Below are 21,620 nucleotides of genomic sequence, written 5' to 3'. Positions count from 1 at the left end.
ATGGAGCTCAAACTCGCGGACTACAAGTCGGACCTGGCCCCGGACTGGTGCCCGGGCTGCGGCGACTACGGCATCCTCAGCGCCCTGCAGACGGCGCTTTACAAGCTGGGCATCGAGCCCAGCCGCGCGGTGATGGTGAGCGGCATCGGCTGCTCGGCTAAGACGGTGCACTACGCCGCCAGCTACGGCATCCACACCCTGCACGGCCGGCCGCTGCCGGTGGCCCAGGGGGTCAAGCTGGCCCACCCCGAGCTGACGGTGATTGCCATGGCCGGCGACGGCGACGGCATGGGCATCGGCGCCGGCCACTTCGTGGGGGCCGGCCGGCGCAACCCCGACCTGCTCTACCTGATCTTCAACAACGAGGTCTACGGGATGACCAAGGGGCAGGCCTCGCCGACGCTCGAGCTGGGGGCCCAGCCCAAGAGCCTGGCCCGGCCCAACATCCAGAGCAAGGTCAACCCGCTGATGCTGGCCTTCGCCGCGGGCTTCACCTTCATCGCCCGCGGCTACGCCTACGACGTGAAGAACCTGGCGCGGCTGATCCAGCGGGGCCTCGAACACCGGGGGCTGGCGATGATCGACGTCCTGCAGCCCTGCCCCACCTACAACAACCTGCACACCCGCGAGTGGTTCGCGCCGCGCGTCTACGACGTCAACGCCGAGGGCTACGACCCGCGCGTCCCCCGGCAGATGAGCGACGAGGAGCGCTCGGAGCGCATGGCCCGTTTCACCCTGAAGGCGACCGAATGGGGCGAGCGCATCCCCACCGGGGTCTTCTGGCAGGCCGAGCTGCCCAGCTTCGAAGAGCGCCTGGGCGGCTTCCTGCCCGGTTACCCAAGGACCGCGCCGGCCACCCGGGGCCCGGGGGGCGAGGCCGAACGCGCGCGCGCCTTGATGCGCGGCCACCGCGTGGCAGAATAAGAGGCCATGAGCGAGGCCGACCTGGAAGCCCGCAGCCCCTGGAGCGCCTACACCGGCGTGGCCGCGGTGCGGCTCGCGCCGCCGGCGGGACCGGTGCGCGCCGAACTGGCCGTACCCGGCTCCAAGAGCGTGACCAACCGGGCTATCGTGCTGGCGGGCCTGGCCGAGGGCGTTTCCGAGCTCTCGGGCATCCTGAAGAGCGACGACGCCTGGTGGGCGCTGGCGGCGCTGCGCACGTTGGGGCTCGAGGTGGAGGTGGCGGGCGAGACCGCCCGCATCCGCGGCGGCGGCGGCCGCTGGCCCGTACGCGAGGCCGAGGTCTACGTGGGCGCGGCCGGAACCCTGGGCCGCTTCCTGCCGCCGGCGCTGGCCGTCGCGCCCGAGGGGCGCTGGCGGGTGCGCGCCAGCCGACGGATGAGCCAGCGCCCCATCGCCCCGCTGGTTGACGCCCTGCGCGCCCTGGGCGGCCAGGTGGACTACGCCGGCGAGGAGGGGCGCTTTCCGCTCGTCGTCCACGGCTCCGGGCTTGCCGGCGGCGAGGTGACGATTCCCGGCCACGTCTCCAGCCAGTTCACCAGCGGGGTGCTGCTGGCCGCGCCCTACGCCCGCGGGCCGGTGACCGTGCGGGTGGCCGGCGGGATGGTGCAACCGGCCTACGTGCAGATCACCCTGGCGATGATGCGGGCCTTCGGCGCCGAGGCGGAGGCCGACGCCGGCCTGAGCGCGATCCACGTCCGGCCCGGCCGCTACCGGGGGCAGGCCCTGGAGCTGGAGGCCGACGCCTCGAGCGCCGCCTACTTCTTCGCCCTGGCCGCAGCCAGCGGCGGTGAGGTGACGGTGACCAACATCGGCTCGGCCACCCTGCAGCCCGACCTGGGCTTCGTGTACGTGCTCGAGCGCATGGGGGCGCGGGTCGAGGTCGCGCCCACCCGCACCACCGTGTGCGGGCCCCAAAAGCTGCGCGGCGGCTTCGAGGTGAGCCTGAAGGCGATGAGCGACCAGACCCCCACCCTGGCCGCGCTCGCGGTTCTGGCCGACGCCCCGGTGACGATCACCGAGGTGGCCCACGTGCGCCACCACGAGTCCGACCGCATCGCTGTGATGGCGCGCGAGCTGGGGCGCCTGGGTCTCCGCACCGAAGAACGCGAGGACGGCCTCACCGTCTGGCCCGGCCGCCCACGCCCGGCCCGGCTCGACCCCCACGACGACCACCGCATCGCCATGGCACTCTCGCTGCTGGCGCTCGCCGCCCCCGGCCTCGAGATCGCCAACCCCGGCACCACCTCCAAGACCTTTCCCCGCTACTGGGACTACCTGGAACGCCTCGGTTTTCACGTGGAAGCGTTGTAAGCTGGAAGGTCATGGAGACCATCAACAACCAACCCGAACCCCATTACTGGGAGAAGATGCGCCTGGTGGCCGACGTGCTGCGCGCCACCGACGCCACCGTCGTGATCATCGCCCACGAGGACCCCGACGGCGACGCCGTGGGCAGCACCCTGGGCCTGGCTCGAGCCCTGCGGCAGCTGGGCAAGGAGGTCTGGTGGATCGTCGAGCCGCCGCGGTTTTTGCGCTTCCTACCCCACGAGGACGAATACCACGAACCGGTCGACGAGCTGCCCGAAGACGCCGTCCTGGTCGTCCTCGACTCCGGCGACCGCCACAGGGCCGTGGGCGCCCCGGTCGAGGGCTTCGTGATCAACATCGACCACCACGGCTCCAACAGCCGCTTCGGCCAGATCCACATCGTGGACCCCACCAAGGCCGCTGCGGCCCAGATGGTCAAGGACCTGATCGACGCCCTCGAGGTCGAGTGGACCGAGGAAATCGCCACGCCGGTGCTCACCGGACTGATCACCGACACCGGCAACTTCCGCTTCGGCAACACCACGCCGGAGGTGCTCGAAACCGCCGCCGAGCTGGTGGGCCACGGCGTCAAGCTGGCCGAGCTGACCGACCGGCTGCAGTGGCGGCCGCCGCAGTACTTCAAGCTGATGGGCATGGTCCTCTCGACGGTGCAGTTCCACTTCGACGGCCTGGCCGTCAGCGCCCACGTCACCCGCAAGATGACCGAAGAGGCCGGCAGCACCGAGGAGGACTCCGACGACTTCGTGGGCGTGATCCGCTACGCCGAGGGCAGCTACGTGGCCGTCTTCCTCAAGGAGCGCGAAGGGGCCACCAAGGTCTCGATCCGCAGCCGCGCCGGCGTGAGCGCCCAGAACATCGCCGTCGAGCTGGGGGGCGGCGGCCACGTGCCCGCCGCGGGCGCGACCCTGGAGGGGGTTTCGCTCGAGGAGGCCTACCCGCGGGTGCTGGCGGCGGTGGAAAAAGAGCTGAAACGCGCAGGGTTCCTGGGCTAGCTGTGCGGCCTCTCAAGACGTGGTTTACCGAAGCCGCTGCGGGTCGGTGCGTGATGGGAGTACGTGGTGCGTAGTACGTAGTGCATGGTGGATAGCTTCCGGGGCGTGGGAGGCGGGAACGGCGTAAGGCGGCTACCCGCAACGAGGCAACCACCAACCCCGAGCCACAAACCGTGAGAGGATTTCCAAAAACCCTCGAACCCACCCCCGGCCCTTCCCCACCTCCGCGCCCGGAACAGCGCCCCCGTCCCGGTCCTTGACCCCAGCTTACGGAGGGTGACGCGGGAGGTACGCGGTAACGGGGTCGCGTGGACCGTGTGGCGAGACGACGCAGCTAACGCCGGGGTGCGTGCAGCGCGAAACCCACACCCTGGGGGTCGACGCCGACGGCCGCGAACCCTCCGCCCGGTACCTGATGAGGCCCCGTGACGATTGCGGCGCCGCGTTCTCGCACGGCCGCCAGCGCGGGCTCGAGGCGCCCGACGTGCAGATAGTAGCGCCAGCCTGTCGCCTCCCCCTCGCCGCGGCGAACGATGGCGAGGCGGCCCGTGCGCTCGGAACCGTAGCCGAGGAGGAGGCAGGGGCCTGCGGGCAGCTCCAGCCGCCCGACCTCGCGCCAGTCGAAGAGCGCGCCGTAGAACGCCAGCGCCGCCTCGGGGTCGTCCACGGCCAGCTTCTGCCAGCCGACGCCGGGGTTGGGGTCGCCGATCGCCGCGTTCGCAGACGGCTGGATGACGCCCAACCCGGCCCCCTGGGGATCGATCAGGAAGCTGAACCGCCCCCAGCCCTCGGCCGCCATGGGGGCGTCGAAGACGATGCGCGCTCCCAGGGCGGACGCCCGTTCGAGGACGGCGTCGAGGTCGGGTACAGCCACGTAGCCGTCCCACCAGGAAGGCAAGCCCGGCCCGGGCGGCTGCATCACCCCCAGCACCGGCCGGCGCTCCTGGATCAGCAGGAGGAACGGCCCTCCGCCGGGCGTCTCCAGGGGCGCCCGGGCCACGGTGCCGCCGCACACCCCGGCGAGGAACGCGACGGCCGCTTCCGGCTGCGGCGCGAACAGCTCGTGCCAGGTAAACCCGACTTGCATACCGGCCACCTCCAGGGCCCGCGTCGCGGGGTTAAGCGCCAACGACGAGGACGCGCAGGTCGTTGAGGTTGTTGTGGGTGGGGCCGGTGACGACGAGGTCGCCCAGGGCGTCGAAGAAGCCGTGGCTGTCATCGCGGCTGAGGTGGGCGCGCAGGTCGAGGTCGAGCTCCGCGGCCCGGGCGAGGGTGTCGGGGCGCAGCACCGCGCCGGCGGCGTTGCTGTTCCCGTCGATGCCGTCGCTGTCGGCGGCCAGCGCCCAGGCGCCTTCCGGTCCCAGGAAGTGGGCCAGCCAAGCCAGAAAGGCCTGGTTGCGGCCTCCCCGGCCGGTTCCGCGCACGGTCACCGATGCCTCGCCGCCGCTCGCGAGCACGAAGGGGGGGCGGTCGGGAAAGCCGTGCGCCCGGGCCGACCCGACGAGGGCCGCGTGGAAACGCGCCAGCTCGCGCGCCTCCCCTTCGAAGCGGTCGGAGAGGACGTGCACCCGCCAGCCCTCCCCCGTCCAGAAGTCGGCCACGGCGCGCAGCAGGTCGGCGTTCGCGAGCAGGATGCGGTTGGTCACGCGGGCGAAGAGGGGGTCGCCGGGCTTGGGGGTCTCGAGCAGCTCGCCGGCGGCGCCGCGCTCCAGGTGGGCGCGGGCGGCGGGGGCTTCGATGCGGTAGCGCTCGAGCACCGCCAGGGCATCTGCGAAGGTCGTGGGGTCGGGCGCCGTGGGCCCCGAGGCGATGGTGCTGACGTCGTCGCCGGGGACGTCGGAGACGAGCCAGGCGGTTACCCGGGAGCGGGTGGCCTGGGCCAGCCGTCCGCCCTTGATGCGCGAGAGGTGCTTGCGCACGGCGTTGATCTCCGCGATGGTCGCCCCCGAGGCCAGGAGGGCGCGGTTCAGCCGTTGCAGCTCCTCGAGTTCGAGCCCCCAGGGGGCGCACCACAGCGCGCTGCCCCCTCCGGAGACGAGGACGAGCAGGTGGTCATCGGGATCCAGCGACCGCGCCAGCTCCAGCGCTCGCTCGGCGGCCCGCACGCTCGCGTCGTCGGGTACGGGATGCCCCGCCTCCAGCAGCTCGTAGTGCTCGAGCGGCACCCCGTGGCCGTAGCGGGTGACGCCGAAGCCGGGCAGGCGCAACCCGGCGCGCTCGAGCCCCGCGAGCATCGGACCGGCCGCCTTGCCCACGGCCAGCACCGCGGTGGGCGGCGGGTCGAGCCGGCCCGCCTCCGCGGCCACCCGGCGCGCCGGATCGGTGGCCTCGAGGGCCGTACGAAACGAGGTTTCCAACAGGTTGCGCATCGATCCTCCGGTATACCCTTGACAAGCCGCATGCAGGGCGACTAGCTTAAGTATAGACGTGTAAACGCTTACATCAACGGCAGCCTTGTTCTTACGCTGTGCTTATGTAACCGCTTACATTGCGATGAGGAAGGAGAAAACGCTTTGCGGAGAAGGGTGACGATCTACGAGGTGGCGGACGCGGCCGGGGTCTCCGTGGCCACGGTTTCGCGGGCCCTCAACGGCGGTCGCGTCGCCCCCTCCACCCGCGAGCGGGTGCTGCAGGTCGCGGGCCGCCTGGGCTTCTCCCCCAGCCCCGCGGCGCGGGTGCTGGCGACCGGCAAGAGCCGCGCCATCGGCGTGGTCATTCCCGACGCCACCGGCCCGCTCTACGGCCGCATGCTCCGCGGCATCGGGCTCGAGCTCACCCAGGCGGGCTACACCTACCTGGTCGAGAGCTCGGAGCGCGACCCCGGCCGCGAAGGGCAGGTGCTGCGCGACCTCTCCGCCCGCGACGTCGAAGCGCTCGTCCTCATCGGCTCGGGCCTGGGGCCCCAGGCGCTGGCGGCGATGCAGGGCGAGCTGCCCGCGCTGGTGCTCGTCGAGCGCGAGGGCGCGGAGCTGGCCGCGCCCATGGTCACGATCGACAACGAGTCGGCCGCCGAGCGGGCGACGCGCTACCTGATCGAGCACGGCCACGAACGCATCGCCCACATCTCCGGCCCCCGCCGCGCCGGCCGCGAACGCCTCGCCGGCTGGCGACGGGCGCTGGCGGCCCACGGCCTCGCCCCCGGTCCGGTGGAGGACGGCGGCTTCACCGAGGCCGGCGGTTACCGCGCCGCGAAGGCGCTGATCGGGCAGGGCGGCTTCTCGGCCGTCTTCGTCGCCAGCGACCGCATGGCGCTGGGCGCCTACCGCGCCTTCCGCGAAGCGGGGCTGCGGGTGGGCGCCGACGTGAGCGTCGTCGGCTTCGACGGGCTCGAGTTCGGCGCCTACCTGGATCCGCCGCTTTCGACGCTGCGCCAGCCGGCGCAGCAGCTGGGCCAGGCCGCCGCGCGCGCGGCGCTGGCCGTCACCCGGGGCGAGCGCCCCGAAAACGTGGTGCTGTCGTGCGAGCTGGTACCTCGCGCGTCGGTAATGGAATACGGAGGTGGGCTATGAGAAAAGTCTGGATGGTGCTGTTCGCATTGGCGCTGGGAAGCTTTGGCCTCGCGCAGAGCTTGGTCTGGTGGACGACGGAGAACCAGCCCAAGCGCATGGAGGTGCAGCGGCAGATCGCCGCCGAATTCACCGCCAAGACCGGGATCAAGGTCGAGGTCGTGCCCGTCGAGGAAAACCAGCTATCCGAGCGCATTACCGCAGCCTTCGCCGCCGGGCAGCTGCCCGACGTGATCTTCCACCCGCTCGACTACACCGTGGGCTGGGCCGCCCAGGGCATCCTCGACACCGAGGCGGCCACCGAGGTGATCCGCGAGCTCGGTGAGAACACCTTCGCCAAGGGGGCGCTCGAGCTGGCCAGTTACGAGGGCAGCTACACCGCGGTGCCGACCGACGGCTGGACCCAGCTGATCGTCTACCGCAAGGACCTCTTCAAGCAGAAGAGCCTCTACCCGCCCAAGACCTTCGCGGCGGTGCTGGGCGGTATCGAAGCCTTCCACAACCCGCCCGAGATGTACGGCTTCGTGGTCGCCACCGACCCCAGCCAGACCTACTTCCAGCAGGTCTTCGAGCACATCGCCCTGGCCAACGGGGTGCGCCTGGTGGACGCGAACGGGAACATCACCCTGAACACCCCGGCGATGGTGCACACCCTGCAGTTCTACAAGAAGCTCGCCGAGGCCTCGCCCCCGGGCAACCTCTACTGGAAGCAGTCGCGTGAGCTCTACCTGGCAGGCAAGGCGCTGCAGATTGTCTGGTCGCCCTTCATCCTCGACGAGCTGGCGGGCCTGCGCGACTCGGTCCCGGTGACGGCCTTCGGCAACCCGACCTCGGACGAGCTGGCCAAGCGCACCGGCTTCCTGGCCAAGCTGGCCGGCCCCGACAACCCCAGCGGCGCCAGCTACGCCCAGATCAGCTACATGGGCATCACCGTGGACGCCGACACCGCCAACGCCAAGAAGTTCGTCAAGTTCCTGCTCACCGACGGCTACCTCGAGTGGCTCTCGGTCGCGCCGGAAGGCAAGTTCCCGGTGCGCCGCGGCACCCCGGACGACCCGCAGAAGTTCGTGAACGGCTGGGCCAAGCTGCCCGTGGGCGTGGACCGCAAGCGCCCGCTGGGTGACATCTACCCGCCCGAGGTCATCAAGACGATCCTCGAAGGCCTCGACGTCGCCGACCGCTGGGGCTTCCGTGCCGGTTACGGCGAGCTGGTCAGCAAGCTCTACGGCGAGAAGACGATCCCCAAGATCGTGCGCCGCTACCTGGACGGCGAGCTGACCGCCGAACAGGCGGCCGCGGAGATGCAGAAAGCCGTCGAAGCACTCAAGTAGCCGCTCACCCTGGGGCCGGGGCCTTCGCCCCGGCCCCGGCCTACTCCGGGAGGCGCCATGCAACGAGGTCTCAAGGCGCGGGAAGCCCGGCTGGCGTTTTGGATGCTGCTGCCGACGTTCAGCATCGTCATCGCCATCGTCATCCTGCCGGTCATCGCCAACTTCTGGATCGCCTTCAAGCCCATCCAGCTGGGCGACCTGCGGCCCCCGCGGCCTGCGGTGCGCGAGTCGGTGCGGAGCCGGCCACAAGCGCCCGGCGAGGCGCTGGTGGTGCGCTACCGCGTTCAGAACCGCACCGACAATCCCATCACCTGGGCGCGCATCGAGGACGCGCTGCCCCCGGGCCTCACCCCCACCGAGCTGCCCCAGGCCTGCCGCTTGCAGACCGCGAAGATCGTTTGCGAGCTGCCCCAGGGGCTCGAGCCCAAGCAGACCGTCAACCTGACGCTCCGCTTCACCGCCGGCCCCGCCTACTTCGCAGCCGGCGCACCCTACCCCCGCGACACCCGTCCCGTGGTGGAGAGCAAGGCGCCCAACCCCATCCTGGCACGACCCTTCACCCTCGAAAACTTCCGCGTCGTCCTCACCGACCCCGACTTCTGGCCGATGCTGAAGGTGACGCTGGCCTACACGATCTTCGGCACCCTGCTCTCGATCCTGCTGGGCCTCTTCGCCGCCCAGCTGCTCTCGCCGCCCTTCGCGGGCCGCCAGGTGCTGCGCGGCCTCTTCCTTTTCCCCTATGTGGCTCCGGTGATCGCCGTGGCCTTCACCTGGGTCTTCCTGCTCGACCCCTTCGCCGGCACCATCAACGCCCTCTTATTAAAGTACGGGTTCGTACACGACCCGATCCCCTTCCTATCGCAAAGGTACTGGCCGGTGCAGTTCTTCGGCCTGACGGTGCAGCTGCCGCTGGCGCTCACCATGGTCATCCTCTTCGAGGGGTGGCGCTACTTCCCCTTCGCCTTCCTCTTCATCCTGGCCAGGCTGCAGGCCATCCCCGGCGAACTCTACGAGGCGGCGCGGGTGGACGGCGCGGGCATCTGGGCCAGCTTCCGCTTCGTCACCCTGCCGCAGGTGGTGGGCATCCTCGCCACCCTCTTCCTGCTGCGCTTCATCTGGACGTTCAACAAGTTCGACGACATCTTCCTGCTCACCGGCGGCGCGGCGGGTACCGAAACGATCACCATCAAGGTCTACGACTTCGCCTTCGCCCGGGCCAACCTGGGGCAGGGCGCCGCCCAGGCGGTGATCCTCTTCGCCATCCTGGCGCTCTTCCTGGTCGTCTACTTCCGCTATGCGCCCAAGGGGGAGGTGTGACGTGGCGCTCGTGCTGACCCTCCTCGTCGGGCTGGCCTCGGCGCTCGCCAGCCTGGGCAGCGTCTCGCTGCTGCTCGTCCTCTGGGGCGGGCTCAAGACGGTCCTGCCGCTGGACGCCGCCCTCGCCGGCGGCCTGCTGCTGGGGGCGCTGGCCTGGGCGCTGGCGCGCCGCGAGCGGCTGCGGCCGCCGCCCATGGTCCTCGCCGGCCTTGGGCTGGGCCTCGTCTGGGCGCTGGCCGCGGGCGGCGACCCCTACCGGCTGGGTCTGGCGCCCTTCTGGAACCTGCTCGCCCCGCTGGTCGCCGGCGGTTTCGCCGGACTGGCCACGGGCTACGGGCTGCGCGAGGTGCGGCTCGAGCGACCCGACAGCGAGGCCTGGGAGCTGGTCGGCTTGCGCCTGCTCCGCGGCGCGGCCTTCCTGGTCTTCGTCTTCATGGTCGTCTTCCCCTTCTGGGCGATGGTCGCGGCCTCGCTCAAGCCCCGCGCCGAGTTCCTGGCCGACCCCGCCAACCTGGGGCTGCCGCTGCACGTCTTCTCGGAGGGCTTCTGGCCCGGCCTGAAGAAGATGCTCGTGGGCTACCGCGAGGTGCTCGTCACCTTCAAGTTCCTGCGCTACATCGGCAACACCGCCTTCGTCTCGGTCAGCACGATGTTCATCACCCTGGCGCTGGCGGTGCTGGGGGCCTACGCGGTGGCGCGGCTCGAGTTTCGCGGGCGCGCGGTCATGGAGCGGGCCATCCTGCTCACCTACATGTTCCCCGCGATCGTGCTCGCCATCCCGCTCTACACGATCTTCACCCAGCTGGGCCTGCGCGACAACCTCATCGGGTTGATCATCGTCTACCTGGCGCAGACGCTGCCCGTGGCCCTCTACATGCTGCGCAGCTACTTCGAGACCATCCCCGCGAGCCTCGAGGAGGCGGGGCTGATCGACGGCTGCAGCCGCTTCGAGGTGATCTGGCGCATCACCCTGCCGCTGGCGCTGCCGGCGCTGGCCTCGGTGGGGCTCTACGTCTTCATGATCGCCTGGAACGAGTTCCTCTTCGCCTTCATGTTCCTCGACACCCCCGAGCTCTTCACCCTCTCGCGCGGCATGGTGGGGCTCAACAGCCAGGAGGTGCCGCGGCAGTTCTTGATGGCGGGCGCGGTGATTGTTACCGTACCCATCATGATCCTCTTCTTCTGGTTCGAGAAGTACCTGGTGGGCGGCCTGACCGCGGGAGGGGTGAAGGGCTAAGGTGCGCGTCGTCATGGCGTCCACCCGTCTGGCGGGGACCGACGGGGTGAGCCTGGAGGCGGCCAAGATGCGCGAGGTGCTGCGGGCGGCGGGGCATGAAGTCTGGTACCTGGCGGGGGAGCTGGACCCTGACGAAGAACAAGGGGTGCTCGTGCCCGAGATGCACTTCGCCCGCCCGGAGGTACGCGCCTTCACCGAGCGCGCCTTCGCCGGTGAGGGGCACGACCCGCAGCTGACCCGCGAGATCGAGGAGGCCGGGGTGCGCCTCGCGGCGCGGCTCGAGCCGGTCTTCGAGGAGTTGCGCCCCGAGCTGCTGGTGGTGCAGAACGCCTGGGCCATCCCCATGCACCTGCCGCTGGCGCTGGCGCTGTGGCGGCTGGTGCAGCGCCGGCGCCTGTCGGCGGTGAGCCACAACCACGACTACCCCTGGGAACGCCCCCGCTTCGCCCGCACCCACGTGCGCCCGCTGCTGGACCGCTACTTCCCCCCCGACCACGCCGTCGTCCAGCTCTCCATCAACTCGATCGCGCAGCGGGAGCTCGAAGAGCGCCGCGGCCTCGACTCGCTGCTGCTGCCCAACGTGATGGACTACGACCGTTCGCCGCCGGGCTTCGACGCCTTCAACGCCGACTTCCGCGAGACCCTGGGCATCCGCCCAGAGCAGCTGCTCTTGCTGCAGCCGACGCGGGTGATCCCGCGCAAGCGCATCGAGCTGGCCGTGGACCTGGCCGCGGAGCTGGCGGCCCGGGACCCGGTGCTGCTCGTCAGCCACGCCGCCGGCGACGAGGGGCAGGACTACCGCCGCGGCCTCGAGACCTACGCCGCGGAACGCCGGGTGGACCTGCGCTTCGCGAGCGAGTACGTGGCCCCGCGCCGGCGCTTTGCCGGCCAGCACAAGGTCTACAGCCTCTGGGACGCCTACCTGCACGCCGACTTCGTGACCTATCCGAGCCGCTACGAGGGGTTCGGCAACGCCATGCTCGAGGCCGTCTGGATGAACAAGCCGCTGCTCATCGGGCGCTACCCCGTCTACCTGGCCGACATTCGCCCGAAGGGGTTCCGCTTCGTGGAGGTGGAGGACCGCATCACCCCCGAGGTGGTCGCCGGGGTGACGCGGCTGCTCGACGACGCCGAACTGCGCCAGAGCGTAGTGGAGCACAACCGCGCGCTGGCCCGCCGCCACTTCGGCTACGACGCCCTGCGCAAGGTGACGCGCACCGCGCTGGAGCAGGCGCAGGCGCGCGCGAAGGAGGTCCGGTGGCCCGCCTAACCGAACACCTCGCCTTTCTCTACGGACCGGCGGCCGCGGAGCGCTGGGCGCCCGTCTTCGCGGAGCGCATCGAACGTTTCGCCCGTGCCCACCCGGCGCTCGCCCGCGGGCCGCGGGCGCTCGCCACCTCGCCCGCCGAGGCCTGGCTCATCACTTACGGCGACCAGGTCACCCGCGAGGGCGAGGCCCCCCTGGCCACGCTGGCGCGCTTCATGGATCGCTGGCTCGCGCCCGAGTTTAGCGGCGTGCACCTGCTGCCCATCTACCCCTACTCGTCCGACGACGGCTTCTCGGTCATCGACTACCGCGCGGTGGACCCGCGCCTGGGCGGCTGGGACCACGTGCGGGCGCTGGCGGAGCGCTACGCGCTGATGCTCGACGCGGTGATCAACCACGCCTCGGCGGAAAGCGCCTGGTTCCAGGGCTTTTTGCGCTGCGAAGAGCCCTACCACCGCTACTTCCTCGTGCCCCCGGAGGACTGGGACCTGAGCCGGGTGGTGCGCCCGCGCACCACCCGGCTGCTCACCACGTTCGCTACCGCCTGCGGCCGCAAGAAGGTCTGGACCACCTTCTCGGCCGACCAGGTGGACCTCAACTACCGCGAGCCCGAGGTGCTGCTCGAAGTGCTCGACCTGCTGCTCTTCTACGCCGCCCACGGCGCGCGGCGGCTGCGCCTCGACGCGGTGGGCTTCGTCTGGAAGGAGCCGGGAACGACCTGCCTGAACCTGCCCCAGACCCACGAGGTGGTGAAGCTCTTCCGCACCGCGCTCGACGCCGCGGCGCCCGAGGTGGCCCTCGTCACCGAGACCAACGTGCCCCACGCCGAGAACGTGGCCTACTTCGGAAACGGCGAGGACGAGGCCCAGCTGGTCTACAACTTCGCGCTGCCGCCGCTGGTGCTCCACACCTTCGCCCGCGGCGACGCCCGGGTGCTGGCGCGCTGGGCCGCGGGGCTCGAGCTCCCCGGCCCCAAGGCGGCCTTCCTCAACTTCCTGGCCAGCCACGACGGCGTAGGCCTGCGGCCGGTGGAGGGGATTTTGCCGCCCGAGGAGGTGGCCTTCCTGGTCGAGCGCACCCTCGCCCACGGGGGCGAAGTCAGCTACCGCGACACCCCCGCGGGCCCCGCCCCCTACGAGCTCAACACCACCTGGTACGACGCCCTCAACCCTCCCGGCACCCCCGAGGCGCTGGGGGTGCGGCGGCTGCTCGCCAGCCACGCGATCATGCTGGCGCTCGCGGGCCTGCCCGCGGTCTACGTGCACGCCCTCTTCGGCACCCCCAACTGGCGCGAAGGCTACGAGAAGAGCGGCGAGAAGCGCAAGCTCAACCGCCGCAAGTTCCGCGAGGCCGAGGTGGAGGCCTGGCTCGCCGACCCCGGCTCGCGCGCGCGCCGCATCCTGGATGGGTTGAAGGCGCGGCTGGCCCTGCGCGCCGAACGGCCCGCCTTCCACCCCGCCGCCCCGCAGCGGGTGCGCGACCTGGGCGCCGGCGTCTTCGCGGTGGAGCGCGGCACGGACGAGGAACGGGTGCTGGTGGCGGTCAACGTCACCGGCGCGCCCCAGCCGCTGGCGCTGGAAGAGGGTTGGCGCGACGCCCGCACGAGTGCGCCCGCAGCATCCACCCTCGTGCTCGAGCCCTACGCCGACCTCTGGCTCACGCGCGGCGATACCTGACCGCTCGCGGCCCCGCAACGGGCCCGCAGACTTAAAAAGGCGGCCCGCAGGCCGCCTTACCGTTCCGGGTCGCGCTCATCCGCGCAGGAGCATGAGGAACTCTTCGAGCGTACGCTCGCTGCCCAGCCCCCGCTTGATGCGGGTGTCAAGGCCCGCCCCCCAGGAAACCAGGTCCACGCCGTGCTTGACCATGATCTCGTCGTAGAACGCCTTTAGCTCTTCGAGCGAAGCGAACAGGTGGTGCAGGTGCCCCAGCGCCAGGATCTGGGCCTCCCCGTTTTCCAGGCGTTTCAGCAGCTCTTTCTTGACGGGGCGCGCCTCCAGGTCGGTCTCGACCATCCACTCGACGGTCTTGCGCTTGCTGCCGCCCAGGTTGTCGAGCGTTTGGTGAAGTTCCATGTTGGGGCCGTTGGGGCCCGGGTCCTTGTGGATGGTGTAGGCAAAGACCTTCATAGTGGCTTTCCTCCGCACCCATTCTACCGCCACGGGTGAGAAGCCGTGGGGACATCACGACCGCGGCCCGTCGTGGCTTCGTGCGGTCCGGCCTTCCGTGCTGGGCGGAGTTGTGCTACGGTGAAACAAAATGGACCGAATCCTAAGGACATTGCTGGGGTGCGCGGTGCTCGCATGGCTCGCCGCGTGCAATCCGGTGGCGGGAGGCGCTTCCTGGGAGCGCGTCAACCCCGGGGGCGGCGGCGCCTTTCACGCCATCGCGGCGGGTCCCGGCGGCCTCGTGCTGGCGGGCAGCGACCTCTCGGGGGCCTACCTCTCACGCGACGGGGGCGCGAGCTGGCGACCGATCGGCTCCGCGCAAGGCCTCGCGACGACCCACGTGAGCGGGGTGGGCTTCGACACGCACGATCCCGTCGTTCTCTACCTGGGCACCGAAGACGGGCTCTACCGCAGCGCCGACGGCGGGGCCACGTTCGTGCGCGTGCTCGCCGACGGTTACGTTACCGACGTACGCTTTGCTCCCTCCGCTCCCAACGTGGGCTACCTCACCCACCATCCGGCCTACGACGTGGCCGAGGGAACCGTTTACCGCAGCGACGACCGGGGACGGAGCTGGCGGCCGGTGACCGCGACCGGCCTGCCCGCGGGACTCCATCTGCTCGAGCTCGCGGTCGACCCCCGCGACTCCGAGCGGGTCTTCGTGCTGGCCGGAGAAGGGCGCTTCGCCTGTGGGGAGACGGCCCTCTTCGCGAGCGCCGACGGCGGCGTGAGCTGGACACGGGTGGGTGCCGAACTGGGGCAGATCGCCGACTTTGCCCTCGACCCCGACGACCCCGACGTCCTCTACCTCACCACCTATGGCGACGTCTGGGACCCGGGTTACGCCTGCGTGGCGGACGACCCGAACGGCGGCCACCTCTACCGCGCCACCGCGGACGCCGCCGGCTGGAGGTTTACCCGCGTTTCGGACGCCCTCGGCTCCAGGAACCTGCTGGTGTTGCCGGGCGGGGGGCGCGTACGCGTTTTCGACCTCGACACCAAGGAATTCTTCGCCACCTCCAACGATGGGGCAAGCTGGGTGCGCCTCGGCGGACCCGACGACTGGGACCCCGGCTGGAGCGGACCTGGATTGGCCCACGGCACCAGCCCCGGCGGCGACGCCAAGACGCTTTTCCAGGATCCTGCCGATCCCGACCGCATCTACTGGGCCGACGGACAGTTCGTCTGGGGCGGCCGCGACGGCGGGGCCACCGTCCGGCCCCTCCACACCGAGGCCGCGGGCTCGGGCTGGCGCTCGCGGGGAGTGGACAACATCGTGCCGTTCGAGCTTGCCTTCGACGCCGACGGGCGCCACGTCTACTTCGGCCTCGCCGACCTGGGCTGCTTCGCGAGCGACGACCACGGGGCGAGCTTCCGCTCCTGCAACGACCCCGCCCATACCGGTAGCTGGATGGGCCATGGCGGCAACAGCCTGGCGCTCGCCGCCGACCCCGAGCGCGCGGGGGTGGTCTGGATCGGCCAGGCCCAGGAGCTGGACACGCGGCACACCCTCCTGGTAAGCCGCGACTACGGCAGGAGCTGGTCGCCCGCCGACGCCGGTCTGCCGGGGTCCATCCTCTCGGGCCTGAGCGTCGATCCCGAGAGCCCGGCCGACCGGCGCACCCTCTTCGTGACCGCGGGCGGAGACGTCTACCGCAGCCGCGACGACGGGGCGGGCTGGACACGGGTCCTCGCCTGTGGCGGCTGCCGTTATACCGCCGTGCGCGGGGAACAGGTATTGGCCGGGGGCGAGGCGGGGCTCTGGCGCTCGACCCGCGGAGGCGAGGCCGGGAGCAGGGAGCGGGTAGGGCCGCCCGAGTTCGCGGGCGACGGCGCGGAGGTCTTTACCGACAACGGTTGGCGCGGAGTCGCGGCGATCCGGTTCGATCCGAACGCGGTGGGCCGGGTCTACGTCGCGGTTTTCGGGCCGGGGCGCGGGCTCTACCGCAGCAATGACGGCGGGGCGAGCTGGACCCGGATACTGCCAGGCGACTTCCTCTGGGACGTGGCCATCGATCCGCGCGACGCGGGCGTGCTCTACGCTGCGAGCTCGAGCGCCTTCTACTCCGGAGGCTACGATCCGGCTTCGCGCGGCGTGCTGCGCAGCACCGACGCCGGCCGCACCTGGCAGGCGTTCAACGAGGGGCTGGCCTGGCCCTTCGCACGCCGGCTGGCCTTCGACCGCGCCGGCACCGAGCTGTGGGTGGCGAGCCCCGGTCTGGGTTACGCGCGCCGCGGGCTGCGCTGACCGCGGTGCTCAGGCGATCTCCACTCCGGCCCAGCGCTCGATCAGCTTGAGGGCCTCGGCGTGGTCGGCGTCGGGACCGATCTCGCGCTTGGCCATCTGGTAGACCTCGTAGGTCAGGCGGAGTAGCGGCGCCGGCAGGTCGGCCCCGTCGAGCACCTTCATGCCGATCCCCACGTCCTTGGTGAGGAGACCGAGCTTGAAGGTGTTGGGCCAGGCGCGGGTGACGACGCGTTCGGGGATCAGGTTCTCGGTGGCGTTGGAACGGCCGCTCGAGGCGTTGATGACCGCGAGCGCCACGTTCGGGTCCACCCCCTGCTTGACGAGCGCCGCCAGCCCCTCGCCCGCGGCCCAGAGGTTGACGGCCAGCAACGTGTTGTTGACCGCTTTGAGGGCGTGGCCGGCGCCCACCGGCCCCACGTGCACGATCTTGCGGCCCACGGCCTCGAGCACCGGGCGCACGCGCTCGAAGGTCTCCTCGGATCCGCCCACCATCACCGTGAGCGTGCCCTCCTCGGCCCCGGTGGTGCCCCCGGAAACGGGGGCGTCCAGAAAAGCGACGCCCAGCTCGCCGAGTTCGCGCGCGATGCGCCGGCTCGCCTCCGGATCGCCCGAGGTGCAGTCCACCCAGACGCTGCCCGAGTGCAGGTGCGGGCGCATCCGCGCCACCAGCTCGGCCACCTCGGCGGAGGTGGGCAGGCAGCTGAAGATCACGTCGGCCATCGCCGCCGCCTCGAGGCTCGCGGCGGTCGTACCGCAGGCCTTCGCGTGGGCCTCGGCCTTGCTGGCCGTACGGTTCCAGACCAGCGTGGGAAAACCGGCGCGTTGCAGATTGCAGGCCATGGGGTAGCCCATGGCCCCGAGCCCCAGGAACGCCACTTTGGGTTTCATGCCCTCAGTATAGCTAGGCGAGGCGCCGCCCCAGCGCCATGAACGGTAGCGTAAAGGCCATGGCGACGAGCAGGAAGGGCAGCAGCTCCGGGGTGGGCAGCGACCCCTTGAGCAGCGACCGCAGCACGACGCCGAGCGGCAACGCCAGCACCCAGACGATGAAGAGGTTCGCAAGCGGGCCCTCGTAAGGGTCGCGCCAGCGGGCGGTCAGCACCCAGGCCAGCCACAGCGGCACGGCGGTCTCGAGCACGCCCGGGAGCGTCACCCCGCGGCTGTGGCTGAGCGCCCCCACCACGGCGAAGAGGACGAAGACGCCCGCCTCCCAGACGCGCTTAGCCACCCTGGGCCTCCTTGAAGACCCGCTCGGCGCGGTAGCTGCTGCGTACCAGCGGACCCGAAAAGACCTCGACGAAGCCTTTTTCGAGGCCCAACCGGCGGTAGGCTTCGAACTCTTCGGGCGTCACGTAGCGCTCCACCGGCAGGTGGTGGCGGGTGGGCCGCAGGTACTGCCCGATCGTGAGGAGGCTCACCCCCGCGGCGCGCAGGTCGTCCATCGCTTCAGCGATCTCTTCGTCGGTCTCGCCGAGGCCGACCATCAGGCTCGACTTGGTAAGCACCTCGAGCCCGCGCTCGCGGAGGTAGCGACCGGCGTAGTCAAGCACGGCCAGGCTCTGGTCGTAACCAGCCCGGGGGTCGCGCACCCGCGGCGTGAGCCGGCGCACCGTCTCCAGGTTGTGGGCGAAGACGTCGAGGCCGCTTTCCAGCACGGTACGCACCGCCGCGGTGTCCCCCTGGAAGTCGGGGGTCAGCGCCTCGACGCGCACGCCGGGGCTCCGTTCCTTGATGGCGCGGATCACCGCGGCGAACTGCCCCGCACCCCCGTCGGGCAGGTCGTCGCGATCCACGCTGGTGAGCACCACGTACCCCAGGCCCAGCTCGGCCACCGCGCGGGCGACGTGCCCGGGCTCGCGGGAGTCCACCCAACCCGCAGGGTTGCCCGTGGAGACCGCACAGAACTTGCAGGCGCGGGTGCAGACCTTACCCAGGATCATGATCGTCGCGGTGCCGTGCACCCAGCACTCGCCCACGTTGGGGCAGCGCGCCTCCTGGCAGACGGTGTGCAGCTCCAGCTCCTGCACCAACCCCTTCAGCCGCGCGTAGGTGCCCCCCGTGGGCAACGGGGCCTTGAGCCAGTTGGGTCGCTGCCGGTCCACCGGCTCGGGACGGTCGACTCGAACGCCGCCCTCCACGACCGGCACCTCCCGGGTCTCGCCGGTCACGGGGTCGGTGAGGGTGATCTTCTTCATCGCACCCAGCTTAACCCGGCCCCGAAAGGCCCAGCGTAGGCGCGCTCACGTCGGCGAAGCGCGCCCGGAAGGCGGCCGTGAGGCGGGTCTTCACCTCGTCCATGTCGAGCTCGCGGCCCAAGAGCCGCTGCAGGCTGGTGACGCCCTTGTCCCGGATGCCGCAGGGGACGATGACCTGAAAGTCCTCGAGGTTCGTGTTCACGTTGAGCGCCAGCCCGTGCAGCGCCACCCCCTGCTTGACGGCGACGCCGAAGGCGGCCAGCTTCTCCTCGCCCACCCAGACGCCGGCGTAGCCGGGGGTGGCGTAGGCCTCCAAGCCGTAGCTTTCGGCCACGTCCACGACGACGGCTTCGAGCAACCGCAGAAAGTCGCGCACCCGCCGGGCCACCGGGAAGATGGAGTAGGCGACGAGCTGCCCGGGGCCGTGGTAGGTCACGTCGCCGCCGCGCTCGACCCAGAAGAGTTCGAACCCCTGCCGGCGGTACCAGGACTCGGCGAAGAGCAGGTTCTCGCCGCTGGCCGCCCGCCCCAGGGTGACGGTGCGGGGGTGTTCGGTGAGCACCAGCGTGGGCGGCCGCTCCCCGCGCACCACCCGGGCGTGCAGCGCCTTCTGCCGCGCCCAGGCCTCGCCGTAGGGGACGCGTCCCCAGTCCTCGACCACGAAGTCCACGCCTTCAGTTTACGGCGCGTTGACAAAACCGGCGCGCGCTCGGTTAAGGTGGGAGGCGGTGGAGAACGAACCCCCCCTGATCATCACCATCGACGGTCCCGGGGCCTCGGGCAAGTCGAGCGTCGCCCGGCGTATCGCCCAGGCGCTCGAGGTGCCCTACGTTTCCAGCGGGCTGCTCTACCGCGGCGTCGCCTACCAGGTGCTGCGCCACGGGGTGGACCCCGACGACGAAACGGCCATCCTGAGGCTGCTCGAGGCGCACCCGGTCCGGCTGGTGCCCAACACCCACGGCAACCGGGTGCTGGCCGGCGGTGAAGACCTGACCCCGCACCTGCACACCGCCGAGGTGGACGCGGTGGTCAGCGCCGTGGCCCGCCACCCGCGCGTGCGTGCCTACGTGAACGAGCGGCTGCGCGAAGTGCCCCCGCCCTTCGTGGTCGAGGGACGCGACATGGGTACGGCCGTCTTCCCTCACGCGCCTTACAAGTTCTACCTGACGGCCAGCCCCGCGGTGCGGGCCCGCCGCCGCGCTCGCGAGCGCGCCGACGACGTGGCGGCGATCGAGAAGATGCTGCGGCTGCGCGACGAACGCGACGCCAAACAGTCGAAGCCGGCCGAGGACGCCCAGGTGATCGACACCAGCGAGCTGACCCTCGACCAGGTGGTGGGGGCGATCATGCGCTTCCTCCCCGCCGGGCTGGACGCCTGAGCTTCTTGCAAACAGCTACTGTTTCTATTTCCATAAATCCCTACCGGGTTACTTGACATTCCCGCGCCGGCACGGCTAACCTGAGGCCAAGGAGGCCACCGTGCTGCGCAACCTTCGCACCCGCACCGTCGCCAAGCTGGTTCTGCGCCTGCAAGGCAAGCGCATCCAGGTCAGCGAAGCGCCGTTGCAGCTGGCGCACCCGCCCCGGCGCTGGCGCTGGTTCGCCGGCCGCAAGTAGCCGCCGCACCCGAGACGAACGCTAGCCGGGGAAGCCCGGTTTTTTCTTGGCTGACTCCTTGCCCACACCCTCTGGCGAAAACGCAAGCCCCCACCAAGGGGCGGGGGCTTGACAGCGCCGGGCTGACTGAATAATATTGCAAACCATGAAGTACCGGGAGGCCAAAAAACTGTATGCCGGAGGAGCGGGCTAGTCTAGCGCGCGCCACGCCTCCGGCCTGCACACGCTTGCAGGCCGGTTCTTTTTTTGGCCGGGAGGTGACGGGATGATCGAGCAGGAACGAAAGTGGGCCATCATCGACTCCACGCTGCGCGAAGGGGAGCAGTTCGAGCGGGCGCATTTCAGCACCGACGACAAGGTGGAGATCGCCAAAGCGCTCGACGCCTTCGGCATCGAATACCTGGAGGTAACCACCCCGGTGGCCTCGCCCCAGTCGGCCCGCGACGCCCGGGCGGTGGCCGGCCTGGGGCTCGGCGCGAAGGTCATCACCCACATCCAGACCCGCAAGGACGCCGCCGAAGCGGCGCTCGAGACCGGCGTCCAGGGCATCGACCTGCTCTTCGGCACCAGCAAGTACCTGCGCGCCGCCCACGGCCGCGACGTGCCACGGATCATCGAGGAGGCGCTCGAGGTCATCACCTTCATCCGCGAACAGGCCCCCGGGGTGGAGGTGCGCTTCTCCGCCGAGGACACCTTCCGCTCTGACGAACACGACCTGCTGGAGATCTACCGCGCGGTCGCGCCCTACGTGGACCGGGTAGGACTCGCCGACACCGTGGGCGTGGCCACCCCGCGCCAGGTCTACACCCTGGTGCGCGAGGTTCGGCGCGCCGTGGGCCCAGGGGTCGACATCGAGTTCCACGGCCACAACGACACCGGGGGCGCCATCGCCAACGCCTTCGAGGCGCTCGAGGCCGGGGCCACCCACGTGGACACGACGGTCCTGGGCATCGGCGAGCGCAACGGCATCACCCCGCTGGGCGGCTTCCTGGCGCGGATGTACACCGTCCAGCCCGACTACGTGCGCGGCAAGTACCGCCTGGAGCTGCTGCCCGAGCTCGACCGCATGATCGCCCGCATGGTGGGGGTGGAGATCCCCTTCAACAACTACATCACCGGGGCCACGGCCTTCAGCCACAAGGCGGGCATGCACCTGAAGGCCATCTACCTCAACCCCGAGTCCTACGAGGCCTACAACCCCGAGGTCTTCGGGGTGAGCCGCAAGCTGATCGTGGCCAGCCGCCTCACCGGCCGCGCGGCCATCAAGAAGCGGGCCGAGGAGCTGGGGCTCAGTTTCGGCGAGGAGGAGCTGCACCGGCTCACCCACCGCATCAAGGAGCTGGCCGACCGCGGGCAGCTTACGCTGGAGGAGCTGGACGGGATTCTGAGAGAGTGGGTGATGGCATGAGCGACGCAAAGCGACGCGGAAGTGGGACGTGGGACGTGGGTG

At 70.7% G+C, this 21,620-nt stretch carries 20 protein-coding genes; 13 read left to right on the top strand and 7 right to left on the bottom strand.

All coding sequences use genetic code 11. The annotated features are described in order from the left end of the window. The 3 genes from HNQ05_RS07585 to HNQ05_RS07575 are packed head-to-tail and all read left to right on the top strand — an operon-like array spanning position 1 to position 3,284. Positions 1-924 carry a thiamine pyrophosphate-dependent enzyme gene (locus HNQ05_RS07585; protein ID WP_147144834.1) on the top strand — a complete coding sequence of 308 codons (924 nt, stop codon included), beginning with the start codon at positions 1-3 and terminating at the stop codon, positions 922-924. Positions 925-930: 6 nt separating this feature from the next. Further along, positions 931-2,274 carry a 3-phosphoshikimate 1-carboxyvinyltransferase gene (gene aroA / locus HNQ05_RS07580; RefSeq protein WP_147144833.1) on the top strand — a complete coding sequence of 448 codons (1,344 nt, stop codon included), beginning with the start codon at positions 931-933 and terminating at the stop codon, positions 2,272-2,274. An 11-nt stretch (positions 2,275-2,285) separates the two neighbouring features. After that, positions 2,286-3,284 carry a bifunctional oligoribonuclease/PAP phosphatase NrnA gene (locus tag HNQ05_RS07575; RefSeq protein ID WP_147144832.1) on the top strand — a complete coding sequence of 333 codons (999 nt, stop codon included), beginning with the start codon at positions 2,286-2,288 and terminating at the stop codon, positions 3,282-3,284. Between the two features lie 334 nt (positions 3,285-3,618). Here HNQ05_RS07575 and HNQ05_RS07570 read toward each other — a convergent pair whose 3' ends face one another. Together HNQ05_RS07570 and HNQ05_RS07565 are read right to left on the bottom strand one after the other, a co-directional pair. After that, complete coding sequence (locus tag HNQ05_RS07570; RefSeq protein ID WP_147144831.1) at positions 3,619-4,371, bottom strand: VOC family protein; 753 nt, start codon at positions 4,369-4,371, stop codon at positions 3,619-3,621. A 31-nt stretch (positions 4,372-4,402) separates the two neighbouring features. Then, positions 4,403-5,653, bottom strand: coding sequence for a glycerate kinase type-2 family protein (locus tag HNQ05_RS07565; protein WP_147144830.1), 1,251 nt, complete (start codon positions 5,651-5,653; stop codon positions 4,403-4,405). 156 nt (positions 5,654-5,809) lie between these two features. Between HNQ05_RS07565 and HNQ05_RS07560 the strand changes: the two genes are divergently transcribed. The 6 genes from HNQ05_RS07560 to HNQ05_RS07535 are packed head-to-tail and all read left to right on the top strand — an operon-like array spanning position 5,810 to position 13,618. Next, a complete protein-coding gene (locus HNQ05_RS07560) occupies positions 5,810-6,793 on the top strand; it encodes a LacI family DNA-binding transcriptional regulator (RefSeq protein WP_246104059.1) in 984 nt (327 codons plus the stop codon). Continuing rightward, positions 6,790-8,121, top strand: a complete 1,332-nt coding sequence (locus HNQ05_RS07555) for an ABC transporter substrate-binding protein (RefSeq protein WP_147144828.1) — start codon at positions 6,790-6,792, stop codon at positions 8,119-8,121. Before HNQ05_RS07560 ends, HNQ05_RS07555 begins: the two co-directional genes overlap by 4 nt. A 57-nt stretch (positions 8,122-8,178) precedes the next feature. After that, positions 8,179-9,438: a carbohydrate ABC transporter permease gene (locus tag HNQ05_RS07550; RefSeq protein ID WP_147144827.1), complete on the top strand. Its 1,260-nt coding sequence runs from the start codon at positions 8,179-8,181 to the stop codon at positions 9,436-9,438. A gap of 1 nt (position 9,439) precedes the next feature. Further along, a complete protein-coding gene (locus HNQ05_RS07545; protein ID WP_147144826.1) occupies positions 9,440-10,675 on the top strand; it encodes a carbohydrate ABC transporter permease in 1,236 nt (411 codons plus the stop codon). Position 10,676: 1 nt separating this feature from the next. Then, the gene (locus HNQ05_RS07540; protein ID WP_246104058.1) at positions 10,677-11,945 is read left to right on the top strand and encodes a glycosyltransferase family 4 protein; all 1,269 of its coding nucleotides are present in this window, start codon (positions 10,677-10,679) and stop codon (positions 11,943-11,945) included. Then, a complete protein-coding gene (locus tag HNQ05_RS07535) occupies positions 11,933-13,618 on the top strand; it encodes a sugar phosphorylase (RefSeq protein ID WP_147144825.1) in 1,686 nt (561 codons plus the stop codon). Before HNQ05_RS07540 ends, HNQ05_RS07535 begins: the two co-directional genes overlap by 13 nt. Before the next feature lie 75 nt (positions 13,619-13,693). On the opposite strand, the gene HNQ05_RS07530 is transcribed toward HNQ05_RS07535, so the two are convergent. Beyond that, entirely contained in the window at positions 13,694-14,071 is a 378-nt protein-coding gene (locus HNQ05_RS07530) for a hypothetical protein (protein ID WP_013458395.1), read from the bottom strand. Between the two features lie 166 nt (positions 14,072-14,237). Here HNQ05_RS07530 and HNQ05_RS07525 point away from each other — a divergent pair, with 166 nt between their 5' ends. Then, positions 14,238-16,358: a WD40/YVTN/BNR-like repeat-containing protein gene (locus HNQ05_RS07525; protein WP_183677727.1), complete on the top strand. Its 2,121-nt coding sequence runs from the start codon at positions 14,238-14,240 to the stop codon at positions 16,356-16,358. 9 nt (positions 16,359-16,367) lie between these two features. Here the strand turns inward: HNQ05_RS07525 and HNQ05_RS07520 are convergent, their stop codons facing one another. From HNQ05_RS07520 to lipB, 4 genes are read right to left on the bottom strand one after another with little or no spacing between them, the layout of a single operon-like run. Continuing rightward, a complete protein-coding gene (locus tag HNQ05_RS07520) occupies positions 16,368-17,246 on the bottom strand; it encodes an NAD(P)-dependent oxidoreductase (protein ID WP_147144823.1) in 879 nt (292 codons plus the stop codon). 13 nt (positions 17,247-17,259) lie between these two features. Further along, the gene (locus HNQ05_RS07515; protein ID WP_147144822.1) at positions 17,260-17,586 is read right to left on the bottom strand and encodes a DUF3054 domain-containing protein; all 327 of its coding nucleotides are present in this window, start codon (positions 17,584-17,586) and stop codon (positions 17,260-17,262) included. Continuing rightward, the gene (gene lipA, locus HNQ05_RS07510) at positions 17,579-18,553 is read right to left on the bottom strand and encodes a lipoyl synthase (protein ID WP_147144821.1); all 975 of its coding nucleotides are present in this window, start codon (positions 18,551-18,553) and stop codon (positions 17,579-17,581) included. Before lipA ends, HNQ05_RS07515 begins: the two co-directional genes overlap by 8 nt. Before the next feature lie 10 nt (positions 18,554-18,563). Next, positions 18,564-19,223 (bottom strand): lipoyl(octanoyl) transferase LipB, encoded by a 660-nt coding sequence (lipB, locus tag HNQ05_RS07505; protein WP_147144820.1) that lies wholly within the window; start codon positions 19,221-19,223, stop codon positions 18,564-18,566. 58 nt (positions 19,224-19,281) lie between these two features. Between lipB and cmk the strand changes: the two genes are divergently transcribed. The 3 genes from cmk (at position 19,282) to lysS (ending at position 21,578) form a co-directional block, all read left to right on the top strand. Continuing rightward, a complete protein-coding gene (gene cmk, locus HNQ05_RS07500) occupies positions 19,282-19,932 on the top strand; it encodes a (d)CMP kinase (protein WP_147144819.1) in 651 nt (216 codons plus the stop codon). Between the two features lie 100 nt (positions 19,933-20,032). Beyond that, entirely contained in the window at positions 20,033-20,170 is a 138-nt protein-coding gene (locus HNQ05_RS07495) for a hypothetical protein (RefSeq protein WP_013458401.1), read from the top strand. Positions 20,171-20,435: 265 nt separating this feature from the next. Beyond that, positions 20,436-21,578, top strand: coding sequence for a homocitrate synthase (gene lysS, locus HNQ05_RS07490; RefSeq protein WP_147144818.1), 1,143 nt, complete (start codon positions 20,436-20,438; stop codon positions 21,576-21,578). The last annotated feature ends 42 nt before the right edge of the window (positions 21,579-21,620 follow it).

The organism is Oceanithermus desulfurans, assembly GCF_014201675.1.
Lineage (GTDB): Bacteria > Deinococcota > Deinococci > Deinococcales > Marinithermaceae > Oceanithermus > Oceanithermus desulfurans.
The sequence above is the reverse complement of the archived record's forward strand: the minus strand, read 5'-3'. Positions and strand labels throughout refer to the sequence as shown.